18 protein-coding genes are annotated in these 21,208 nt (G+C 69.7%); 9 read left to right on the top strand and 9 right to left on the bottom strand.

The window, feature by feature from the left end:
- Positions 1 to 19: 19 nt before the first annotated feature.
- Together OWR29_RS13555 and OWR29_RS13550 are read right to left on the bottom strand one after the other, a co-directional pair.
- Positions 20 to 1,330, bottom strand: a complete 1,311-nt coding sequence (locus tag OWR29_RS13555) for a peroxidase family protein (RefSeq protein WP_267563109.1) — start codon at positions 1,328 to 1,330, stop codon at positions 20 to 22.
- A gap of 336 nt (positions 1,331 to 1,666) precedes the next feature.
- On the bottom strand, positions 1,667 to 2,740 hold the full coding sequence (locus tag OWR29_RS13550; RefSeq protein WP_267563108.1) for an FAD-dependent oxidoreductase: 1,074 nt from the start codon (positions 2,738 to 2,740) through the stop codon (positions 1,667 to 1,669).
- 32 nt (positions 2,741 to 2,772) lie between these two features.
- On the opposite strand from OWR29_RS13550, the gene OWR29_RS13545 reads away from it, so the two are divergent.
- Positions 2,773 to 3,303, top strand: coding sequence for a TetR/AcrR family transcriptional regulator (locus OWR29_RS13545; protein WP_267563107.1), 531 nt, complete (start codon positions 2,773 to 2,775; stop codon positions 3,301 to 3,303).
- A 2-nt stretch (positions 3,304 to 3,305) separates the two neighbouring features.
- The gene (locus tag OWR29_RS13540; RefSeq protein ID WP_267563106.1) at positions 3,306 to 3,695 is read left to right on the top strand and encodes a DUF6582 domain-containing protein; all 390 of its coding nucleotides are present in this window, start codon (positions 3,306 to 3,308) and stop codon (positions 3,693 to 3,695) included.
- Here OWR29_RS13540 and OWR29_RS13535 read toward each other — a convergent pair.
- Positions 3,673 to 4,149: an Lrp/AsnC family transcriptional regulator gene (locus tag OWR29_RS13535; protein WP_267563105.1), complete on the bottom strand. Its 477-nt coding sequence runs from the start codon at positions 4,147 to 4,149 to the stop codon at positions 3,673 to 3,675. The two genes, OWR29_RS13540 and OWR29_RS13535, sit on opposite strands and share 23 nt — an antisense overlap.
- A gap of 64 nt (positions 4,150 to 4,213) precedes the next feature.
- Here OWR29_RS13535 and OWR29_RS13530 point away from each other — a divergent pair, with 64 nt between their 5' ends.
- A complete protein-coding gene (locus OWR29_RS13530; RefSeq protein ID WP_267563104.1) occupies positions 4,214 to 5,074 on the top strand; it encodes an EamA family transporter in 861 nt (286 codons plus the stop codon).
- On the opposite strand, the gene OWR29_RS13525 is transcribed toward OWR29_RS13530, so the two are convergent.
- Both OWR29_RS13525 and OWR29_RS13520 read right to left on the bottom strand, forming a co-directional pair.
- Positions 5,071 to 5,556, bottom strand: a complete 486-nt coding sequence (locus OWR29_RS13525) for a hypothetical protein (protein WP_267563103.1) — start codon at positions 5,554 to 5,556, stop codon at positions 5,071 to 5,073. The genes OWR29_RS13530 and OWR29_RS13525 overlap by 4 nt on opposite strands.
- Before the next feature lie 22 nt (positions 5,557 to 5,578).
- Complete coding sequence (locus OWR29_RS13520; RefSeq protein ID WP_267563102.1) at positions 5,579 to 6,067, bottom strand: MarR family winged helix-turn-helix transcriptional regulator; 489 nt, start codon at positions 6,065 to 6,067, stop codon at positions 5,579 to 5,581.
- Between the two features lie 55 nt (positions 6,068 to 6,122).
- Between OWR29_RS13520 and OWR29_RS13515 the strand changes: the two genes are divergently transcribed.
- The 3 genes from OWR29_RS13515 to OWR29_RS13505 are packed head-to-tail and all read left to right on the top strand — an operon-like array spanning position 6,123 to position 8,820.
- Positions 6,123 to 7,310, top strand: a complete 1,188-nt coding sequence (locus tag OWR29_RS13515) for an FAD-dependent monooxygenase (RefSeq protein WP_267563101.1) — start codon at positions 6,123 to 6,125, stop codon at positions 7,308 to 7,310.
- A gap of 42 nt (positions 7,311 to 7,352) precedes the next feature.
- Entirely contained in the window at positions 7,353 to 8,390 is a 1,038-nt protein-coding gene (locus OWR29_RS13510) for an NAD(P)-dependent alcohol dehydrogenase (RefSeq protein WP_267563100.1), read from the top strand.
- Between the two features lie 25 nt (positions 8,391 to 8,415).
- Positions 8,416 to 8,820: a MerR family transcriptional regulator gene (locus tag OWR29_RS13505; RefSeq protein WP_267563099.1), complete on the top strand. Its 405-nt coding sequence runs from the start codon at positions 8,416 to 8,418 to the stop codon at positions 8,818 to 8,820.
- 70 nt (positions 8,821 to 8,890) lie between these two features.
- Here OWR29_RS13505 and OWR29_RS13500 read toward each other — a convergent pair whose 3' ends face one another.
- A complete protein-coding gene (locus OWR29_RS13500) occupies positions 8,891 to 10,111 on the bottom strand; it encodes a PP2C family protein-serine/threonine phosphatase (protein WP_267563098.1) in 1,221 nt (406 codons plus the stop codon).
- 187 nt (positions 10,112 to 10,298) lie between these two features.
- A complete protein-coding gene (locus tag OWR29_RS13495; RefSeq protein WP_267563097.1) occupies positions 10,299 to 10,715 on the bottom strand; it encodes a hypothetical protein in 417 nt (138 codons plus the stop codon).
- 324 nt (positions 10,716 to 11,039) lie between these two features.
- Here OWR29_RS13495 and OWR29_RS13490 point away from each other — a divergent pair, with 324 nt between their 5' ends.
- Positions 11,040 to 14,996, top strand: coding sequence for a tetratricopeptide repeat protein (locus OWR29_RS13490; protein ID WP_267563096.1), 3,957 nt, complete (start codon positions 11,040 to 11,042; stop codon positions 14,994 to 14,996).
- Here the strand turns inward: OWR29_RS13490 and OWR29_RS13485 are convergent.
- Together OWR29_RS13485 and asnB are read right to left on the bottom strand one after the other, a co-directional pair.
- A complete protein-coding gene (locus OWR29_RS13485) occupies positions 14,985 to 16,421 on the bottom strand; it encodes a Dyp-type peroxidase (protein ID WP_267563095.1) in 1,437 nt (478 codons plus the stop codon). The two genes, OWR29_RS13490 and OWR29_RS13485, sit on opposite strands and share 12 nt — an antisense overlap.
- A gap of 54 nt (positions 16,422 to 16,475) precedes the next feature.
- Positions 16,476 to 18,419, bottom strand: a complete 1,944-nt coding sequence (gene asnB, locus OWR29_RS13480; protein ID WP_267563094.1) for an asparagine synthase (glutamine-hydrolyzing) — start codon at positions 18,417 to 18,419, stop codon at positions 16,476 to 16,478.
- Positions 18,420 to 18,552: 133 nt separating this feature from the next.
- Here asnB and OWR29_RS13475 point away from each other — a divergent pair, with 133 nt between their 5' ends.
- Together OWR29_RS13475 and OWR29_RS13470 are read left to right on the top strand one after the other, a co-directional pair.
- The gene (locus OWR29_RS13475) at positions 18,553 to 19,245 is read left to right on the top strand and encodes a response regulator transcription factor (RefSeq protein WP_324291246.1); all 693 of its coding nucleotides are present in this window, start codon (positions 18,553 to 18,555) and stop codon (positions 19,243 to 19,245) included.
- A complete protein-coding gene (locus OWR29_RS13470; RefSeq protein ID WP_267563093.1) occupies positions 19,242 to 20,975 on the top strand; it encodes a sensor histidine kinase in 1,734 nt (577 codons plus the stop codon). The genes OWR29_RS13475 and OWR29_RS13470 overlap by 4 nt, the downstream gene beginning before the upstream one ends.
- Positions 20,976 to 21,208 lie beyond the last annotated feature (233 nt).

The following is a 21,208-nucleotide window of genomic DNA, read 5'->3' as shown; positions in this document are numbered from 1 at the left end:
CCTGCTTCTCGATTCCTGATCAGGGGTCGAGCAAGTCTGCCAGGCCGAAGGAGCTTTCGCGGGCCGGAAGCAGAGGTTGCCAGTCAGGTTCCAGACTCAGGTAGCTCGCCGGGTCGGCCCGCAGCAGCCCCAGCAGCACCTCGGCCACGATCCGGCCCCCCACCGGGCCGAGCCGGTCGCCGTTCTCCGCCTCCTTCAAGATGTAGAACCAGAGCGGTGTGCCGTCCGGCCAGTCAGCCAGCTCGAGCGGCGGCACTCCCATCAGCCGGGCGACGGCCTCGCCGCTGGGAAGTTGGGTCGTCTCGCCGCGCAGCAGGTCGCGGACGGCCAGCGAGCGGTAGGCGCCGGTGTCCACGTCGCCGGTGACCTGGTGCGGCAGCCCGATCAGGCTGGCCGCAAGCGTGCCGTCGAGCCGCTTGGCGCGCTGCGCGGGCGGACGGCCGGGCACGTCGAAGATCCGGGCCAGGTCGATGCGCTGCTCGGGCCGGAGCGGGCCGAAGCCGACCAGGTCGGGAAAGAGCGGCACGTACGGGCCTCCCTCGACCAGTTGGTAGGTGTGCCGGATCTGGCCGTGCCCGTAACGGAAGGCGGCGTCGGCGAATTCGAGCGGGATGAACGCCTCGCGCGTCTTCGGCCGGAACCAGCGCCCGCCCTCGGCCAGAACCTCCTTGGCCAGTTCGGCGCCGACCAGCCTCGGCAGGAAATCGTGCACAACCGTCCACTGGTAGTGCCAAGTGAGCGCAATACGTGCACGATCGAACACTTCTGACTCGGGCGCTCGCTCATAAGTGCGCAAGTAGTCGACGATGCGGTTGTGCGCTTTGAGCAGCGCGACGTGCAGGGTGAGCGCGAAGCGGTGCACGTCGTTGCGCGAATCGCCGATGAGCGCGACACCCTGCTGGTTGCGCGGCACGTCGTGGCCGTCCGGAGAGAGCAGGAACTTGGCCGGATCGTTCGCGTCGAACAGGAACGGCGAGCCGACCGGGCCGTCCGAATAGATCATCTCCAGGTTGAGCATGGGCGCGCGGGCGTTCTTGAGAGCGTCGGTCGTGATGCCGCCCATGAGCGCCGAACGGTCGGCGGTGATGTCGTGCGCGATCAGCTGGCCGAAGAACGGCCATCCGGCGGCCCCGGCGGCGTCGTCCCCGTCCGGGGCGAGCTGGTCGAGCACGGCGGCGGCGTCGCACACCCCGCCGGCGTCGCCGGCCCGCATGAGCATCTGCGGGTCGGTGCCCAGCGGCTCCAGCCCGTCGAACATGCGGCCGTAGCGAGCGGCCGCGGTGGGCCGGTCGACGGCACGAACCAGGCTGAGGCAGTGGTTGACGGTCATGTCAGCTAGGACCGGACTGCCCCGCCGGCTGTGACCACCCCCGCCGGACGATTAGCTGCTGGCCGCCATTCCGCGGTGTCCGTTCGCGCAACTTCGCTCAACCGGCGGCCGTCACGGCCGGCGTTGTCCATTCGCGCAACTTCGCTCAACGAGCGAATGTCCTGTCCGACGGTGTCCATTCGCGCGACTTCGCTCACCAGCGGCCGCCACGGCTGGCACCGCCCATACGCGCAACTTCGCTCAACCAGCGGCCGCAACGGCCGGCACCGCCCATACGGGCAACTTCGCTCAACCGGCGGCCGTCATGGCCGGCGTTGTCCAATCGTGCAACTTCGTTCAGGCGGCGAGCGTCACTTCCGGTGGTGACCACTGTTGCAAGGCGGTCAGCTGGCGGGCGGTCACCGACGGCGGGGTCAGGCGGAGCAGCACGTCGCGCAAAGGGTTGCGGCTCTGCAGCAGGCGGCCCATCAGGCGGGCCTTGCGGGCGACCGCCTGCGTACGCGGGCGGCGGATTTCGTCGTACGCCGCAATTGCGTCTTTGATCGGCAGTGTCGACAGCACACAAGTGAGCGTGGCGGCGTCCTCGATGGCCATGTTCGCGCCTTGGCCGAGGTCGGGGGTCATGGCGTGGGCGGCGTCGCCGAGCAGCACGACACTGCCCATCACAAAGGACGGCAGCGGCTTCGCGAGGTCGTGGATGTCGGTGCGCACGACGGCGGCCGGGTCGGTGGCGTCCAGCACCTCGGCGATCGGCGCGTGCCAGCTCGCGAAACGGCGGCGCACCTCGGCGAACTCGTCCGGGAAAGGCGTGCCGGCCGGCATCGAGACGACGCCGAACCAGTAGACCCGGCCGTCGGGCAGCGGGGCCAGACCGAACCGCTCGCCGCGTCCCAGCGACTCGCCCGCGCCGCCCAGCAGGTCGACCGGGCGTGTCGTGACCCCGCGCCAGCTCGTGTAGCCGCTGTACCGGATGGCCGTTCCGCGCGTCGGCGACCGCAGCCCGTCGGCCGCCACCACCACGTCGAAGCCGTCCAAAGGCCCGTCAACTTCTTTCCCGTACGTCACCGTGCCCGGCTCGAGTTCGTCGGTGAGCACGCGGTGCAGGTCGGCCCGATGCACGACGCGCAGCTCGGAGATGAGCGAATGCGCAGTAGTGGCCAGCCAGCGGCCGTCGCGGCGGCGCTGCCCGGTGGTCAGGCGCTGCGGCGGGCCGGCGATGGCCCGTACGGCATCGCCCGCACCCACCGCGTCGAGTGCCCGGAAGCCGTTGCCGAACAGCGAAAGACCGGCCCCCACCTGCGAGTTCGCGCCGGAACGCTCGAAGACGGACACGTCCCAGCCGCGTCGCTGCAGGCCGATGGCGGTGGTGAGGCCGCCGATGCCGGCCCCGATGATCGCGACTCTACTCATGTAGAGGACTCTACGCGTGTAGAGTCACCGCTGTGAAGGTGTCACCGAACACAGATCGCCGCGAGGCCATCGCCGACGCGGCCATCGCCCTGGTCGCGGCCGAAGGATTGCGCTCGCTGACGCATCGGGCGATCGACCGCACATTGGAACTCCCGGCCGGATCGACGTCGTACTACGCCCGTACGCGAAGGCAGTTGATCGAATTGATGGTTCACCGGCTGGCCAACCGCACAGTGACCGACATGGCCCCCGCCTCCGGACCGGCCTCCCTGCTGGACCGGCTGGCCGCGCGGGCCGCCGACCACCGGGTGCGCTACGCCCTGCTGGTCGACCTGGCCGACGACCCCGAACTGCATCCGCTGCTGACCACCGAGTCGCCGGCCCGGGCCCAGTTCCTGGCCGCGGCCGAATCGACCCTGGCCAAGGCCGGCGTGGCCGACCCCGCACGACACGCTCCCGGCCTGATCGCCCTGGTCGACGGCCTGCTGTTCGACCGTGTGGCCGGCTCCCGCGTCGACAACGCCGACGAGGTGATTGCCGCCTACCTGCGGGGTATCCAATAAACATGGCCACCGGAAAACCACTGGACGCCGAGGACCGGAACGCGATGCCGGACAGCACTTTCGCGTTCCCCCGCGTCCGCAAGGAGCCCCTCAACGACGCCCGCCACGTGCGCAACGCCATCGCCCGCTTCGACCAGGTGCGAGACGTCAGCGACAAGGAACGCGACGAGGCCTTCACCCGTATCAAGAAGGCCGCCGCTAAGTTCGGCGTGGACATGACCGAGAGCAGCTGGAAAGAACTCGGCAAGCCCTCGAAGGCCCGCCGCTCCTCCGACAAGCCGAAACCTCAGGCCGCCAAGAAAGAGCTGTACGCCGAGGCCCAACGCAAGAAGATCCCCGGCCGCTCCACCATGACGAAGGACCAGCTCATCAAGGCGCTGCGCGGCGACTGACCGCGGGTGTGCGCGGCTCCACCGGGGTGGCCACGATGAACGAGCTGTGGGTCTGGCCGTACTGCAGGAACTGGTCCAGCACCGCTTCCAGGTCTTCGATGGCGGGGACGTGGACCTTGAGCAGGAAGCAGTCCTCGCCCGAGATGCGGTGGCACTCGCTGACCTGAGGGGTGCGGCCGGCCAGGTCGGCGATCTTCGGTAGCTGACCGGGGCCGGGGCGGATGCGGACCCAGGCGGCGACCGGCAGGCCGATCGCGGCGGGGTCGACGTCCAGCCGGTAGCCGCGGATGACGCCGCTCTGCTCGAGGCGGGCGAGTCTTTCCCGTACGGCGGGAGCGGACATGCTGACGCGGCGGGCCAGTTCGGCCACAGTGGCCCGGGGGTCGGCGCCGAGTTCGTCGAGCAGCCGTCGATTCACCTCGTCCAGCGGCGCAGTGCTTTCCGGAAGTGCCATATCGGGCCGCCTTCGCCTTCGATCGCTCATGGCCTCGTGCGGTTCGCTTTTCGACAATAGACGCATGGCCGGAACGCGGGTGGTGCAGCGAGTGCCGCCGCACCTCTACTTCGTGGTCAGCGCGGTCTTCCACTACCTCGGGCCGGCGCTGGCGGTGCTGCTGTTCGCGCGCATCGAAGTGCTCGGAGTGGCGTGGCTGCGGATCGCGACGGCCGCGCTGGTGTTCGCCGTGTGGCGGCGGCCGTGGCGGCTGTGGGCACGCCTCGACCGGCCGACCCGGTGGCTGCTGACCGGCTGGGCGACCGTGCTGGCCGTCATGAACAGCGTGTTCTATCTGGCCGTGGACCGGCTGCCGCTGGGTACGGTCGCGGCGATCGAGTTCCTGCCGGTCATCGTGCTGGCCGCGATCGCCGCCCGCACCGGCCGCAACGTGACCGCGCTGGCCGCCGCGGTGGCCGGGGTCTATCTGCTGACCGACGTGCGGCTGGTGGCCGAGCCGATCGGCATCACCTTCGCCGTCGCCAACGCGGTGTTGTTCGCGTTCTACATCGTGCTCGGGCATCGCGTCGCGCGCAGCCGCCAGGTGGACGGCATCGACGGCCTGGCCCTGTCGATGCTGATCGCCACCGTCGTCGCCCTGCCCCTGGGCGTCGGCCAGGCTGTGCCGGCCTTCGGCGAGCCGGTGCTGCTGGCGGCTGCGGCCGGCGTCGGCATCTGCTCGTCGGTCATTCCGTACGTCAGTGACCAGCTCGCCATGACCCGGCTCCCCCGGGCGACCTACGCGCTGATGGTGTCGCTGCTGCCGGCCACGGCCACCGTGGTCGGCGTCATCGTGCTCACCCAGATCCCGACCGCGAAAGAGATCATCGGGGTCGTCCTGGTCGTCGCCGGCGTGGCCCTGCACGAGAACCGTGAGCAGGACTAACGCGGCGGGCGAACCGGGAGGTCTTCGCCGGCCAGGAGGCGGCGGCCGCCTTCGATCTTGGCGTCGGTGGGGTCGCGGAAGTGCCACAGCCGGGCCAGCTTCTCGGCCTCGGTCCAGCTGTAGCCGGCGTTGAAAAAGGCGTCCAGCTCGGCCACGCCGGGGAACGGAGTCGGGCTCGTCGAGCGGGTGGGCGCCGGCGTCGGCGTCCGCGTCGGCGGCTCAGAAGCAGTAGGCGCCGGGGATTCGGAGATGGACGCGACGGGGTGGGCCGCGACGCCGCCCTGGATGAAGGTGTGCATCTGGACCAGGCCGGCCACCAGGCCCGCGGTGAGGACGGCGCTGCCGGCCGAGCGCAGGATCAGGCTGCGGCGGCGGTAGATCTGCGAGAGCAGTTCGATGCGGGCCCAGACCGTGGCCGGATCGGGGGCCAGGTACTCGTGCTCCTCCATCGTCTCGCGGAGCCGTTCCTCGTGGTCGCACACACTTTCTCAGACGCCGCCGGGGCTACGTCTGTGCAGTTCCGCGGCCGTCCAGCTCTTTCGTGTAGCCGGTCATGGCCGCGATCAGACCGGTCAGCAGGCGGGTGAACCCGGCGAGCTCCTCGGGCGAGTAACCGTGCATCGCCGTGCCCATGCGGGTCACCAGCGGGGCGAAGAAGTGGTCGAGCGGGGCGTCGACGTTCTCGCCCGCGTGCAGGGTGACCACCCGCCGGTCCGCGGTGTCGCGGACACGCCGGATGCGACCGGCCGTTTCGAGGCGGTTGATGAGGGAAGACGTCGCGCCGGGGGTGAGGCCGATCCGGCGGCCCAGGGCGGACTGGGTCAGGGGGACGCCGCGTCCGTGCGCGCTCAGGATCTCGACCAGGGCGGTGGCGTCGGTGACGTGCAGGCCGATGGCGGCGCCGAACTGCCGGCCCAGCTCGCTGTAGGCCATGCCGTGCTCGTGCAGGGCCGCGATCAGATCGCGCTGGGCGTCGGCCGCGGAACTTTCCATGGCCAAACCGTATCAGCGCTTGATAGTTTGACCGTGAAAGTTTCTAGGGGGCGTGGTGAGCACACGGGTATTGGTCACGGGGGCGAGCATCGCCGGTCCGGCGGTGGCGTATTGGCTGGCTGAGGCCGGTTTCGAGGTCACCGTGCTCGAGCGGGCGGCGGTCCTGCGCGAAGGCGGGCAGAACATCGACGTACGGGCGACGGGTCGCGAAGTCATCCGGCGTATGGGTCTTGAGGAGGCTGTGCGCGGACGCAACACGGGCGAGGTGGGCACCCGGTTCGTCAACGAGGCGGGCACGGTCATCTCGGAGTTCCCGGTCAGCGAGGGCGGGTCGGACGGGCCGACGGCGGAACTCGAGATCCTGCGCGGCGCGCTGTCGCACCTGCTGGTGGACGCCTGCCCGAGCAGCGTGAAGTGGCGGTTCGGCGACGAGATCACCGCCATCGAGCAGGACGAAAAGGGCGCCGACGTCACCTTCGGCAGCGGCGAGCGCGAACGCTTCGATCTGGTCGTCGTCGCCGAGGGCGCCGGATCGCGTACGCGCCAATTGGTCTTCGGCGACGAGCCCGAGGAACGCGAACTTGGCATGTACGTCACCTACGGCACCATCGAGCGCGAGCCGCAGGACGACAACTGGTGGCGGGTGCTGGTGGCGCCCGAGGCCCGGCAGATCTCGCTGCGGCCGGACGACGAGGGCACCATGCGGGCCATGCTCAACTTCCGGGCCGACACCCCCGTGCTCGAGGGCTTGAGCGGCTACACGGTCCGGCGGGAGCTGTGCAAGAAGTTCGCCGACCTGGGCTGGGAGGTGCCGCGCATCCTGGACGGGTTCGAGGTGGCCGACGACCTGTACGTCGAATGGCTGCGCCAGATCGTCAGCCCGACCTGGCACAAGGGCCGGGTGTGCCTGCTCGGCGACGCCGCCTGGTGCGTCACCCCGATCGCCGGCGGCGGCACGTCGCTCGCGCTGACCGGCGCGTACGTGCTGGCCGCCTTCCTCTCCCAGGGCGAGCCGGCCGAGGCGTTCGCGCGCTACGAGGAATGGATGCGCCCGCTCGTCGAGGACGCGCAGAACCTGCCGCCGGGCGTCCCCCGCATCGCCGCCCCCGAGAGCCGCGCCGGCGTCCAGGCGTTGCGCTGGGGCACCAAGGTGGCCGCGCTGCCGCTGGTCCGCACGCTCACCACCCGGCTGACCGCGGGCCCGGGCGCCGACCAGGAACTCCCCCAGCTGGACCGGCACTGACGGCTTGCGCTGGAGTGCGCTCCAGCGCCTAGCGTCGCCGCCATGAAGACGAAAGGCATGGCACTGACGGTTCCGGGTGGCCGCTGGGAGCCGTACGCGTTCGAGCGCCGCACGCTGCGCCCGGACGACCTCGCGGTCCGCGTCACTTGGTGCGGCCTGTGCCACAGCGACCTGCACGCGGCCGAGGCGCTGACCGCCGGGGCCGGACCGCTGGTTCCGGGGCACGAGTTCACCGGCGAGGTCACGGCCGTGGGCAGCGAGGTGACCGGCTTCCGGGTGGGCGATCCGGTGGCGGTCGGCAACATCGTCGACTCGTGCGGCGTGTGCCCGGCCTGCCGCTCCGGGGCCGAGCAGTTCTGCCGTGAATTTCCCACTACTACGTACGGCGGGAAGGATCGCGTCGACGGCAGTGTGACGCTCGGCGCGTACTCCAGGGACTATGTCGTGCGCGAGTCGTTCGCGTACCCGCTGCCGCCGGGCCTCGACCCGGCCGGTGTGGCGCCGCTGATGTGCGCCGGGGCGACCGTGTTCGAGCCGCTGCGCCGCTGGGACGTGGGCCCGGGGCAGCTGGTGGGCGTGGTCGGGCTGGGCGGTCTCGGCCACCTGGCAGTGAAGTTCGCCAAGGCGCTGGGCGCCCGGGTGGCCGTCTTCACCACCTCGCCCGGCAAGGAGGCGGCCGCGCGCGATCTGGGCGCCGACGAGGTGATCATCTCGGGTGACGGCGAGGCGATGGCCGCCCAGGGCGACCGGTTCGACTTCATGCTGGACACCGCGTCGGCCAAGCACGACCCGTCGCCGTACCTGCGGGCGCTTCGGATGGACGGCACCCTGTGCATGCTCGGCATCCCGGATCGCTACGAACCGGAGGCGATGGCATTGCTGTACGGGTTCAAGCGGCTGGCCGCTTCCGGCAGTGCGGGCCGGTCCCGTACGCGGGAAATGCTGGACTTCGCCGCCCGCCATCACATCGTCGCGGACGTCGAGAAGGTTCCGGCCCGCGACGTCGGCCCGGCGCTCGACCGGCTGGCCCGCAACGACGTCCGCTGGCGGTTCGTTCTCGACCTGGCCGACCTGGACTGAGGCCGCCGCGACGTACCGTTGCCGGGTGACGACCTCGGTGACTTCCGCGCTCGGCATCCGTGAGGTGTCCGAGCTGACCGGCCTGACCCCCGACACCCTTCGCTGGTACGAGCGGGAAGGGTTGATACCGCTGGTCGGGCGCACCTCCGACGGGCGCCGCCGGTACGGTCCGGGCGCAGTCCGATTCGTCCGGCTCGTTCAGGCGTTGCGGCGGACCGGCATGCCGGTGGCCGAGGTGCGGCAATTCGTGGCGCTGGGGCCGGGCACGCCCGAGCACTCCCGGCAGCGCCTGCGCATCCTGCAGGATCAGGAGCAGCGCCTGCACCGGCAGCGGGCCGAGCTCGACGACGACCTGCGGGTGATGCGGAACAAGATGGCCGACTTCGAGGATCTGATCGCCCGCGGCCGCAACTGCGAGGACGAGGACTGACCCTTTCGTCGCTGCTTCAGTGGTGGCCGTCTCGACCGGCGGGGCAGAGGCGGCCGTCTCGACCGGCTGGTCAGAGGCGGCCGGGGATGCGGACGGCCAGCATGGCGATGTCGTCGTCGCGATCGGCCGGCATCTCGCCGGCCAGGCGGGTGAGCAGGTCGCGCGGCATGCCGAAGTTGCGGACGCGCAGCCGCCGGTAGAGGCGGTCGAAGCTGTCGTCGATGGTCTGGCCGCGCTTCTCGACCAGGCCGTCGGTGTGCAGCAGGACCGTCGAACCGGCCGGCAGCGGAGCCGTGTACGTGTGGCGGGGACTGCCGCGGCGGGCCCCCAGCAGCATGTCGTTGCCGGTCAGCGGGCGCACCTCGCCGTCGGGCTGAATGATCACCGGCGGCGGGTGACCGGCGTTCGACCAGCGCAGACGGTAGCCGCCGTTGGGAGCCCGGTCGATGAACGCGACCACGGCGGTGGCCATCGTCGGCTCGCCCAGCGCGTGGTTGGCCGCGTCGAGCCGGCGCAGCAGGGCCGACGGCGGCTCGCGGCGGTCGACCAGGTAGGCCCGCAGCATGTTGCGCAGCTGGCCCATCTTCGCCGCGGCGGCCGTGTCGTGGCCGACCACGTCGCCGATGACCAGGGCCAGCCGGTCGTTCGGGCCGGGAATCACGTCGTACCAGTCGCCGCCGACCCGCTGGGCGGTGGCGGCCCGGTAGTAGGCGGCCAGGTCGTAGTCGTCGACGTCGGGCAGCTGCGACAGCATGGCCTGCTGCAGCGTGTCGGTGATGGCGGCGCGGGCGTCGTGCTTGACCGCCCGGTCGAGCGCCTGCCCGATGTAGAGGGCGAGCGTGGCGATGACGGCCCGGTCGAACACGTAGAAGGTCTGCGGCTCGTCCCACGCGATGAGCACGGCGCCGGCCTGGTCGGGCAGCGGCGCGCAGACGGCGGCCTGCCAGCCCAGGTCGTCGAGCGCCTCGGCCAGTCCCGGGTGGACGATCATGAGGTCCATCGGGCTCTCGTAGTACTGGGAGTGCCGGTCGCGGATCGCCGTGCCGGTCAACGCGTCCGAGACGGCCACCCCCGGGCCGCGCGGACTCGGCGTGATGCCGGCCAGCACCACCGCGGCGTGCGTCGCGGACAGCGCGTCCCGCAGCAGCGCCGGCACGGTCGCCAGGACGTCGGACGTGGTGGAGGTGGCGGCCAGCGCCTCGCTGGCGTGCAACAGCAGGCGGCTGCGGCGCAGGGCCGCGTCGCTCTGAACGGTTGGTTCCAGCAGTGCGGGATTTCGCTCGGTCATCATCTTCTCTGCTCCCCCCAAGTTTCTTGGTTAGAGCCTGCCGACCCGAGCGCAGCCGTGCATCCGCCATTTTACTGTCGTCTTACCTGGTGACAGTGGTGAACCCACCTGTCGACGCCCGTTGATTCCCGATTTGGCCGGATGCGCCCCGCGCCGCCCTCACTTCAGCAGCTCAGCGGCGTGTCGGGCGTCACGCGGCCGGGCCGGCGCCGCAGCGGCCGTCGCACTCGCCGATCTGCAGGATGAGGTCGGCGCTGTCCCGCTCAGGCGGAAAGAACGCGTCGAAACTGACCGCGACCCAGTCCCCCACCGCCGGCGTGCGGCCCCACTTCATCGTCAGGTCGTCGTTGTAGTACGAGACTGTCTTCCGGGTCGACGTCTGACCCTCGGGGATCGGGCTCCAGTACTTGATCGACAGTGCGTACCGGCCGTGGTCGTCCCCCGGGAAGTCGACGTGGCCCTCCTGCCGCGGAACCCGGAACCACTCGTCGAGCACCACCGTGTCCGGGGCGGCCGCGTCAAGCGAGGGAATGCCCTCATCGAACGTGACGTCAGCGAGCTTGCCGGCGCCGGTCTCGGGGTCGAACGGTTGCCCCGCCAGCTTCATACCGGTCTGCCACGGCTCACCACCGCGAGTCGGTGGTGGCGACACCACTTGGATCCTTCGGAACAGCGCCTCCGGTTCGGCGTTCTCGTCCGCGAGAGGACGGGCGTAGGGATAACCGAGTGGAGCGCCGAAGGCGAACCGCAAGCGGTGAACGCACGCGCCCGACAGCGCGAAAACAGCGTCGCTGGTGCCCACACCCATGACTTGATCCCCCATTGGCGACAGACGTGCCGAGAGTGATGATTGATCCTCGACGGTAGAATCAGAAGGGTGGCCACACAAGGCGTGACGCAAGAGCCGCCGGGGACCTCATCGTCACAGATCGTGACTGAATTGGCCGCGACCTGGCGTTCCTACCTGCCCGAACATACGTTGCGCCTTCTCCTTACTGCCGAGAGTGTCAGCAATCCGCCAGTCACACAGCGCGTTGAAGCGGTCGTACTGTACGCCGACGTCGTGGGGTTCACCGCTCTCGCTGAGAGCTTCGCCGGCTCTGGCAGCTATGGCACTGAGCAGCTCACCCGCATCATCAACAGCTGGTTCGCGGTTACCGCAGATGCCATCGCCGCGTCCGGGGGCAGCGTGGTCGATTTCGCCGGCGATGCCCTGGTCGGCATGTTCGACTACACCCCCGAAACGGCAGCTGCTGTTGCCCGCCGGGCGATTCGCTGCGCTCGGCTCATCCGCGAGGCCACGGCCGAAGTTCCGCCAGTGCCCACACCGGATGGAGCCCGCTCGCTGACGATCCGCGTCGGGTTGGCCGGCGGTCCTCTGCTTCTGATGCTGCTCGGCGATCCGGAAACCCGGCTGCAACATCTGATCGCCGGCCCAGCGCTCGCGAATGCGATCGACGCGCTGCATCGAGCCGACAGAGGCGAAATCGTGGTGGAGCCCGCGCTTTTGCAGGTCGCTGGCCCGCTGATGATGCCGGATGCCCCCTACGCCCCACCCGCACCGCATACCGCCGAGCTGGAACGGCTGATTGAACCATTCCTGCATCCGGCGATCCGCACCCGATTGCGCTACGGGAGACACGAACTGGTCAACGAGCATCGCAAGGTCACCACCGCCTTCGTGTTGTTGCCGGACCTGTTGATCGGCGAACCCTCCACAGTTGAGGCGCTGCAGAACTACCTGGCTGATGGAGTCAAGGTCATCGACAGATACGGCGGTCACCTTCGCCATCTGATGGCTGATGACAAAGGCACTGTGCTGGTGGCCGTCTTCGGCACACCCGTCAGTCACGAGGACGACGAGGAACGCGCTCTGCGCTGCTGTCTGGAGTTGCTGGCGCTACCCGGAGGAGCACGGAGCGGCGGTGTCACCACCGGCCCTGTCTTCTGTGGCGAGGTGGGTTCCGACGTGCGGCGCGAGTACGCCGTTGTCGGTGACGCTGTCAACCTTGCTGCGCGGCTCATGCAAGCCGCCCCGTCGGGCCATCTTCTCATCGACCGGTCCACCTTCGACCGCGTCCGTGATCTGGTCACGGTTGAAGCACCGATCGAGGTGACCGCCAAAGGCAAGACGGCGCCGGTTCAAGCCTGGGCGGTCCAGGCCGTGCACGAAACAGCCCCCAGCAGCCCGCTGGCTGTTCCCGACTCCGGCGCACTGGTCGGACGGGCGGCCGAGATGGCCCGGATCCGTAGGCTGGTCAATGAGGCGGTCGCAGGTCGAGGTCACATCGCCTGGATTCATGGCGAGGCCGGCATCGGTAAGTCCCGTCTCGCGGCCGAGGCGTGCCGGATGGCGGGGATGCTCGGGTTTACCGGCCACGGCGGCAGCTGCCGCTCCCACGGCACCAGCTCCAGCTATCTGGTGTGGCGTTCGATCTGGCGAGAATTGCTCGAGATCGACCCCATGCTGAGCCTTGACGACCAGCGAGCCGCGCTGACGGAGCGGATCGCTCGGTATGACGGCACCGGGCAGCGCGCGCCGCTGGTGGCCGCTGTAATCGACCTGCCGATGCCGGACAACGACCTCACCGTCCAACTGGATCAAGCCGGTCGCGATGTGCTGCTGCGTTCGACGCTGCTGGCTTGCCTACGAGAGCGGGCTGCTCGTGGGCCTCTTGTGCTGCTGCTCGAGGACTGTCATTGGATCGATCCGGCTTCCTTGAGCCTTCTCGATCTTCTCGCCGGCCGTCTCGCCGAACTACCAGTCTTGCTGGTAGCCACCTCACGAGAACCGGCACCCGCCGGCCTGACACGGGCCGCGCACACGATCGACGTGGGGCTCAAGCAGATGACAAGCGCGGACGCTCAGCGTCTGGCGACACTGCGGCTCCGTGAGCAGTATGGTCGTGATGCCGAAATTTCCGACATGCTGGTCACGCAGATCGACGAGCAGGCCCGAGGCAATGCGTTCTACATCGAGGAACTTGTTGCCTACCTGCACGGCACCGCCGTCAACCCCGCCGATCCGGCCGGACTGAGCGCGTTGCAGCTCCCTGACAGCCTGCAGCGACTGGTGATGGCCCGCATTGACCAGCTGTCCGAGGACGAGAAAGCTGCTATCAAGGTAGCCAGTGTCATCGGCCGTCGCTTTCAACCACCTTGGATAGCCTCGGTCTATCCGGCTGCCGGATCGCCGGCGCAGATCGCAACCCATCTCGGTCGGCTCCACACTCTCGATCTGACCCCTCGCGTAGCTTTCGATCCCGAGCCGGAGTACGAGTTCAAGCACCCGATCACCCAGGAGACGGCGTACCAGAGCATCACCTACGACACCCGGGCGACGTTGCATGAGCGAGCCGGGCTGATGATCGAAGAGCGGTACGCCGACCGCATCGCCCAATACGTTGACGTACTCGCGCACCACTACGCGCGCACCGATCGGTTGGACAAACAACGTATCTGGTTCCAGGCCGCCGGCGACCGTGCCAAGGCGATTTTCGCCAACGAGGCCGCAACCCACTTCTACGGTCGGCTGCTGCCCCTCCTGCCCGAAGCGGAGCAGGCGGCGCTGCATATCGAGATCGGCACCGTGCACCACCTCACCGGGCAATGGGCTGAAGCGGAGAAGCATTACCGACTGGCAATGCGGGCCGCCGAAGCCACCGGCCGTCGCGACATCGTCGCAGCAGGCCAACGGCAACTCGGTGACCTCCTGATGTACACGAACTCGCACGCCGAGTCGGTGAGCTGGTTGGAACGAGCCCTTGACGGGTTCGAGCGTCTCGGGGACGCAACTGGCCTGTCGCGGACCATGGACCGGATGACCTTCGTGCTCTACCGCCAAGGCGAGTACAGCGAAGCGATCGCCATGGCCCACCGGCATCTGGCTATGGCCACTGAGGCGGGCGACCTTCCCGCGATGTGCGCGGCCTTGAACCACCTTGGTCTGTGCTTGCTGAACACAGGTCGGCCCGAGGAAGCGCTCGATCATTTGAGCCGCGCATTCAGCACGGCCGAGCAGGCCGGGGACCGGCATTGGATGCTGCATGGCGCGAACAATCTGGGCTGGGCGTTTCATCGCAACGCCAACCAGGCACAAGCAATCGCCTCCTTCCGGCGAGCGTTGGACGTCGCGCGAGACATCGGCGCTCGCCCCACCGCCGGCATCACGGTCGGGAACATGGGAGAGATCTACAGGGAAGAGGGAGACTTCGCGCGAGCCCGCACATGCGCTGTGTATTCGCTACGGGTCACTGTCGAGCTTCGTGACTGGATACCCGTTGTTGACCAAGTAACCGGGCTCGGCGCAATCGCGGCCGCGGAGGGCCACCTGGACGAGGCGCAGCGACTTCTGGAACGCGCGATCTCAATGTCTCGAGCGCTTCATGCGCCCTACTACCTGTGCGAATCCCTGCACAGGCTGGCCCGGCTTCAGCTCACCGCAGGGCGCCCTGCGATAGCGGAACGGCTGAACTCCGAGGCGTTACGCGTCGCTGAGGAGCACGACGAACGAGACACCCAGGTCACCGCCTACATCCTTGCAGTTCAGCTCCGGATCGGCACAGGTGAGCTCGAACCAGCCTTCGCGGCGCGATCACTCCGTAAGGCGGCGGAGCGATGGACCGAGCCGCATGAAGTCGCGGCCTTGCTTGACGCCGCCTGGCAGGCCGACCCGGCCAACGACGACGCGCGGGGACGAGCCGCCGAGATCTACGAACAGCTCTACGAACGTGCTCCCAGTCTCGAATACCGCAACGCCTATGAACGACTTACCGGCGTTCGCCTTCCGCCTGGACCCCCTCTACCCGCGCTGCCGCAGTGGATCGTCGCCAGCACCGGACCTGACCTCGAAACTTTGCTTCAGCGAATCGACTCCTTAGTCACCTAACTCCTCGGCACCGGCGAGCCGCTGCAGGGCCGGGAGCGAGGGGGCGAAGGCGTAGACGGCGCCCGTTGTGGTGACGAAGCCGCCGTAGGCGGGTTTGGGGATCTTGTTGACCTCGTCCTTCGGCAGGCGCTTCTCGGCGTCCTGGCGGCTGTCGCCCAGGACGGGGTCCAGGCCGTCGACCACGGGGGGCTGGGCCGGGATGCGGCCGTACTGGGCCAGGGAGCTCGACGGGAAACCCGGGTCGTTGGCCCAGCGGCGCTGCACGAACTCGAACTGGTCTTCGATGCTGGTCAGGTACGAGTTGAAGATGATGCCCCGTTGTTCCTCGTCGGGGTGGTTGCTGTCGTAGCGGGGGCCGAAGGGCAGGCCGCGGCGGAGCATCTTGTGGTTGCGGTCGCGGAAGACCACGTCCTCGCGGGGGTTGACCTTGCGGATGTGGGCGTAGAACGGGGTCTTCTCGCCCTTGGGGTCGTCGGCGAAGTCGAAGTCGTTCTCCTGTCCGGGGGCGGCGTCGGGCTTGGCCAAGGGCTTGCCGTCGAGGCGGCGGCCCAGGGCGCGGGCGGCCGCGTCCTGCGGGGTCTCGCCGGGCCGGGCGAACTCGGCCATTCGCTTCCACCAGCCGGGCACGTCCTGCTCCAGGCGGCGGAAGACCTGGAAGGAGCCGCCGTGCATCCAACGCGCGGGAGCCGGGCGGGCCTTCCACGACGGCGGGCGGCGCTCCCCGGGGCTGCCGAGGATGAACTCGCCGGCCGCGATGACCGGGGAGCCGAAGACCGTCTGGCCGTCGGGGAAGCCCTGGACGGCCGGCTGGGAGATGCCGTCGGCGAAGCCGAAATGTTCGATGCGGTGCCCGTCCGTCCGGTCGCGGTGCACCACACCGAACTGGGTGTACAGCTCTTTCAGGCCCTCGGCGGAGGCCGCGTCGAGCTCGCGGCGCACGGCCTCGACGATCGTCTGCTCGTCGCCGGCGGCGATGGTCAGCAGCGCGTCGACCGACGGGCCGGGGCCGCCGACCACCCAGTGCTGCGGGTCGTTGCGGCCGGTGTCGCCGACCAGGGCCGGCGTGGTGGTGAGCCGGTTGGCGTCGTCGAGCCGCGGGCCGAGCGGGCCGGCCCAGAACGCCTCGAAGGCGGCCAGCCGGCCGGCCGTCTCGGGATGCAGCACGACCAGGCCGGACGCGGTGAGGCCGACATTCAGCAGGGTGCGGCCGGGGGCGAGGCGCGTCTCGCCCCGGGGCACGCGGGCCGGCACGTCGGTCGTGCCGGCGACGCGGGCGGCGACCCCGGCCAGCCAGCGGCGCGCGCCCTCCTGGTTGTTCGCGAACGACAAGGCCAGGAACGCCTGGCGTTCACCGCCGAAGGGACGCAGGATGTTGCCCTGGATCTGCTCCGGACGGGCCAGCGGTGAGTCGGCGGAGATCGCCATGGCTCGGGGTACCCCCTCGGTCGAGTTCGGCGCGACCGATGGTAGTCCCGGTTGTTACCGGCCAGTCAGGACTGTCGTGATTCGGTCGTTCGCGTAAGCGGGCGGGGTCAGGTTCATGGTGAGCGGGGCCGGGCGGATCGTGCGGTCGACGAAGATGGCCCACCACAGGCAGAACATGGCGACCGTCCACACCTTGCGCGAGTTGTCGGCGTGGCCGGCCCGGTGCTCGGTGAGCAGGCGCAGCGCGTAGTCGACGTCGATCAGGTGGCGGGGGCCGGAGCCGGCGATGAGGCCGCCGATCCAGTCGCCGATGCTGCCCTTCAGCCACAGGCGGGTCGGGGTCGGGAAGCCGAGCTTGCGGCGCTCGCGCACCGATTCGGGGACGATGCCGCGCATGGCCTCGCGCAGCGCGTGCTTGGTGGTGGTGCTGTGCGGGGGCAGTTTCTGCTCGGTCGGCAGGCCGGCCGCGGCGGCGTAGACGACCGGGTCGAGGAAGGGCACGCGCAGTTCGAGCGAGTGCGCCATCGACATGCGGTCGGCCTTGCACAGGATGTCGCCGGGCAGCCAGGTGTGCAGGTCGACGTACTGCATGGAGGCCACGTCGTCGACGTCGGCCGTTTCCGCGTACAGGTGGCTGGTGACGGCAGTGTGCGGGTCGGCCGTGAAGCGCAGCAGCTGCGCCTTCTCTTCCGGCGAGAAGATGCGGGCGTTGCCGTAGTAGCGCTCCTCGATCGGGGTGGTGCCGCGTTCGAGGAAGCTGCGGCCGCGCACCCCCTCGGGGATGGCGTGGGCCAGGCCGCGCAGGCCGCGCTTCATGCCGTTGGGCAGGCGCTCGATGGACGACAGGGAGGCCGGCTCGCGGTAGATGGTGTAGCCGCCGAACAGCTCGTCGGAACCCTCACCCGACAGCGTCACCGTGACGTAGCGCGACGCCGTCTGGGCCAGGAAGTACAGCGGCACCAGCGACGGGTCGGCCACCGGGTCGTCGAGCAGGTGGACGATCCGCGGGAGCTCGCGGATTACGTCGTCCTCGGTGACCACGGTGGGGGTGATGCGTACGCCCAATTGGGCCGCCGTGTCCTGCGCGATCTCGATCTCGGAGTAGCCGTCGGCCGCGAACCCGGCCGTGAACACGTGCAGGTCGGGCTTGACCTCGCGGGCCAGCGCGACGACGGCCGACGAGTCGACGCCGCTGGACAGGAACGCCCCGACCGGCACGTCGGCGTGCAGGTGCTTGTGCACGCTGTCGCGCAGCGCGTCGCGGATGGCGGCCTGGGCGTCCTCGGGGGTCTTGTGCAGGGGGCGCAGCTGGGGGCGGAAGTAGCGCTCGGTGCGCACGCCGCCGCCGGGGGTCCAGGTCAGGCGGTGGCCGGGCGGCAGGCGGCGGATGTGCTTGTGCAGGGTGAGCGGGTCGGGCACGTACTGGAAGGTGAAGTAGTGCGCGAGCGCGTCGGTGTCGATCGAGGGGCCGGAGCCGGCCGCGAAGGCGAGCAGGGCCTTGCGCTCGCTGGCCAGGAACAGCCCGTCGACCGTCTCGAGCAGGTAGAGCGGCTTGATGCCGAAGGGGTCGCGCGCCGCATGCAGCGTCCCGGTCCACTGGTCGTACGCGACGAAGGCGAACATGCCGCGGAGCCGGGGCAACGCCGCGGGGCCCCAGAAGTAAAAGGCCGCGGCCAGCACCTCGCTGTCACCCTCGGTAGCGAAGGTGGCGCCGTGCTCGCTGATCAGCTCGGCCCGCAGCTCGCGGTAGTTGTAGATCTCACCGTTGAAGACGACGGTCCACCGGTCGCGGTAGTGCACCGGCTGGGCGGCCTCCTCACGATCGATGATCGCGAGCCGCTTGAAGCCGAACGCCGCGCCGTCGGTGAACTCCACGCGGGTGTCGTCCGGGCCGCGGTGGTGCATGGTCTCGAGCGCGGCGGAGAACGCGTCGGCGGTCGCCTGGTCCGGTGTTCCCGCGGCCGGGCGGCTGCTCACGAAGACGTTCAGCCCACACATGGTCGGTCCTCCCCTGTCGGTTGACCGGGAAGTTAGGCCGGAATCTGTGAAGAACTTGTGGGCCCATCGCTATCGGTTCAGTTCTTCATCGGAATCTCACATTCTTTGATGGGGGTGGCGCGGCGAGGTCACAATCGCCTTCGTGACCGCACGCATCCTGGTGGCCGACGACGACCCGAAGCACGCCCAGCTCATCCGCCTCTACCTCGAGAAGGAGGGGCACCAGGTGATCACTGTGGGTGACGGCCGGTCGGCGCTCGACGTGGCCCGCGCCCGCAAGCCCGACCTGGTTGTGCTGGACGTGATGATGCCGCTGGTCGACGGGCTGGACGTGTGCCGGATCCTGCGGGCCGAGTCGCCGGTGGCCATCCTGATGGTCACCGCCCGCTCGTCGGAGAACGACATGCTGCTCGGGCTGGACATCGGCGCCGACGACTACATGCCCAAGCCGGTGAGCCCGCGCGAACTGACGGCCCGGGTGCGGGCGCTGCTGCGCCGCACGGGCGCGGCCGACGGCCCGTCGTCGATCCTGCGGGTGGGCGACCTCGAGGTCGACGCGGGCCGGTTCGAGGTGCGGGTGCGCGGCGAGGCGGTGACGCTGACGGCGAAGGAGTTCGGCATCCTCGAGCTGCTGGCCCGCGAGCCGGGCCGGGTCTTCACCCGGGGCCAGATCATCGACAAGACGTTCGGCTTCGAGCACGACGTCTCGGCCCGTACGGTCGACGCGCACGTGGTCAACCTGCGCCGCAAGATCGAGGACAATCCGGCCGAGCCCCGCTACGTGCAGACGGTCTACGGCCGGGGTTACCGGATGGCCGAGAAGTGAGTTTCCGCCTGCGGATCTTCGTGCTGGTGCTGCTGGTGGCGTCGACCGCGATCGGCGCCACGGCCTGGCTCACGCTCAAGCTGAGCTCGCGCGAGGTGTCCCAGGCGCTGGAGCTGCAGAGCCGGCACCGGTCCGAGATCATCTCGGAGATCCGGCAGTACGGGCTGCGGCACGGCCGGTGGCCGGGGGTCGACCAGGTCGTCGGCAACCTGTCCGAGCGCACCGGCCTGCACATCCAGCTGCAGACGGCCGAGGGCGAGGTGCTGGTCGACTCGGACATCCAGGCCAACCGCCCGTCGGGGCCGGTGCAACCCGTCGCGTACGACATCGACCCGCTCCCGGCGCCCCGGTTCGCACCGGTGGCGGCGACCGCGCCCGTGCGGCCGGCGGCCTCCCTGGCAAAGATCAACTACATCCCCCGGGATCTGTTCGGGCCCACCGACCCGGTGCGCAACGGCCCGGCCGAGATCACCCTGAAACAGGCCGCGCAGTACCGGGCCGGCCTGGTGCTGGTGCGCTGCCTGGGCGACGCCACCGGCGCCGATCCGGCGCTGGCCCGCGAGACGGCGCCCTACGTGACCCAGGCTCAGCTCACCAAGTCGCCCGAGTGTCTGCGCAAGGCGACCGACCGGGTGCTCGGCGACACGTACTGGTTCCAGGGCTATTGGGACTACCTGGTGCGGTGCGAGCGGCTGAAGCCCGGCGAGGGCATGGACGCCGACCTGACCACCACGGCCTGCCTGCGCGGCGCCTTCAACGACACGGTGGTCACCAGCTCGGCCGTGCCGCTGCTGCTGTACCTGGGCGGGCGCAGCACGGTCGAGGTGGCCGACTTCGGGCGCCCGGCGCTGGCCGGCGCGGCCGGGCTGCTGATCGTGGCGCTGGCCGGCACCTTCCTGATCGCCCGGCAGGTCAGCCGCCCGGTGCGGCGGCTCACCGGGGCCTCCATCCTGCTCGCGGCCGGCCAGCACGACGTGCGGGTGCGCGACGAGGGCCACGGCGAGCTGGCCCAGCTGTCCCGGTCGTTCAACGCCATGGCCAAGGCGGTGCAGGAGAGCGAGGAGAGACAGCGCCGGCTCGTGGCCGATGTCGCGCACGAGATGCGTACGCCGTTGTCGAACCTGCGCGGCTATCTCGAGGGCCTGGCCGACGGCGTGATCGAGCCGAGCCGGGAGCTGTTCGCCTCGCTGCACGAGGAGACCCTGCTGCAGCGCCGCATCCTGGACGACCTGCAGGTGCTGGCCCTGGCCGAGGCGGGCGACCTGGGCTACACCCGCACCCCGACCGACCTGGCCGAGCTGGCCGCGGCCGGGGTGACCGCGCAGCTGGCGGTGGCGGCCGCGGCCGGGGTGACGCTCGAGGTCGAGGCGGACACTCCGATCTGGATCTCGGCCGATCAGGACCGGATGCGTCAGGTGCTGGGCAACCTGCTGACCAACGCGATCCGGTACACCGACCGGGGCGGCCGGGTGGTCGTACGTACCCGGACCGAGGAGGGCTCCGCGGTGCTGTCCGTCGAGGACACCGGCGTGGGCATCGCCGCCAACGACCTGCCGCACGTCTTCGAGCGATTCTGGCGGGCCGACCCGGCCCGGCAGCGCGCCACCGGCGGCAGCGGCCTGGGCCTGACCATCGCGCAACGCATAGTCACCGACCACGGCGGCCGCATCGAGGTGGCCAGTCGTCCCCACCTGGGCACGACCTTCACGGTGCGTCTACCGCTCGCGTGACGCTGCTTTCGGCTGATGCCGCAAAAGTTTTGTTCGTCGATCCAAAAGTCTGGACAGGACAGTTCCTTACTTCATAACGTGAAGCCCACTACGGGATTGTTTCCGGCGCGTGACGGCCCCCACCGGCACGTGGTCGAAGCACGCCCGTGAGCCACAGCAATCCCCGGCTGCGGCGCGGCGGCACGCGCCTTGCCTGGCATCAGAGTCAGGAAGGGACCACGTGAACCAAAAGA

This window comes from Paractinoplanes pyxinae, from assembly GCF_026626335.1.
In the GTDB taxonomy this organism is placed as follows: Bacteria; Actinomycetota; Actinomycetes; order Mycobacteriales; family Micromonosporaceae; genus Actinoplanes; species Actinoplanes pyxinae.
Note: the sequence above shows the minus strand (reverse complement) of the source record. Positions and strands in the feature narration are given on the sequence as shown.

What these genes read in the sequence shown, in the direction of transcription:
- OWR29_RS13520 (WP_267563102.1), bottom strand. Translation starts at nt 6,067, where the DNA reads ATGGAAAGTTCCGCGGCCGACGCCCAGCGCGATCTGATCGCGGCCCTG.
- OWR29_RS13495 (WP_267563097.1), bottom strand. Translation starts at nt 10,715, where the DNA reads ATGAAGCTGGCGGGGCAACCGTTCGACCCCGAGACCGGCGCCGGCAAG.
- OWR29_RS13550 (WP_267563108.1), bottom strand. Translation starts at nt 2,740, where the DNA reads ATGAGTAGAGTCGCGATCATCGGGGCCGGCATCGGCGGCCTCACCACC.
- OWR29_RS13530 (WP_267563104.1), top strand. Translation starts at nt 4,214, where the DNA reads ATGGCCGGAACGCGGGTGGTGCAGCGAGTGCCGCCGCACCTCTACTTC.
- OWR29_RS13510 (WP_267563100.1), top strand. Translation starts at nt 7,353, where the DNA reads ATGAAGACGAAAGGCATGGCACTGACGGTTCCGGGTGGCCGCTGGGAG.
- OWR29_RS13540 (WP_267563106.1), top strand. Translation starts at nt 3,306, where the DNA reads ATGGCCACCGGAAAACCACTGGACGCCGAGGACCGGAACGCGATGCCG.
- asnB (WP_267563094.1), bottom strand. Translation starts at nt 18,419, where the DNA reads ATGTGTGGGCTGAACGTCTTCGTGAGCAGCCGCCCGGCCGCGGGAACA.
- OWR29_RS13535 (WP_267563105.1), bottom strand. Translation starts at nt 4,149, where the DNA reads ATGGCACTTCCGGAAAGCACTGCGCCGCTGGACGAGGTGAATCGACGG.
- OWR29_RS13485 (WP_267563095.1), bottom strand. Translation starts at nt 16,421, where the DNA reads ATGGCGATCTCCGCCGACTCACCGCTGGCCCGTCCGGAGCAGATCCAG.
- OWR29_RS13555 (WP_267563109.1), bottom strand. Translation starts at nt 1,330, where the DNA reads ATGACCGTCAACCACTGCCTCAGCCTGGTTCGTGCCGTCGACCGGCCC.
- OWR29_RS13500 (WP_267563098.1), bottom strand. Translation starts at nt 10,111, where the DNA reads ATGATGACCGAGCGAAATCCCGCACTGCTGGAACCAACCGTTCAGAGC.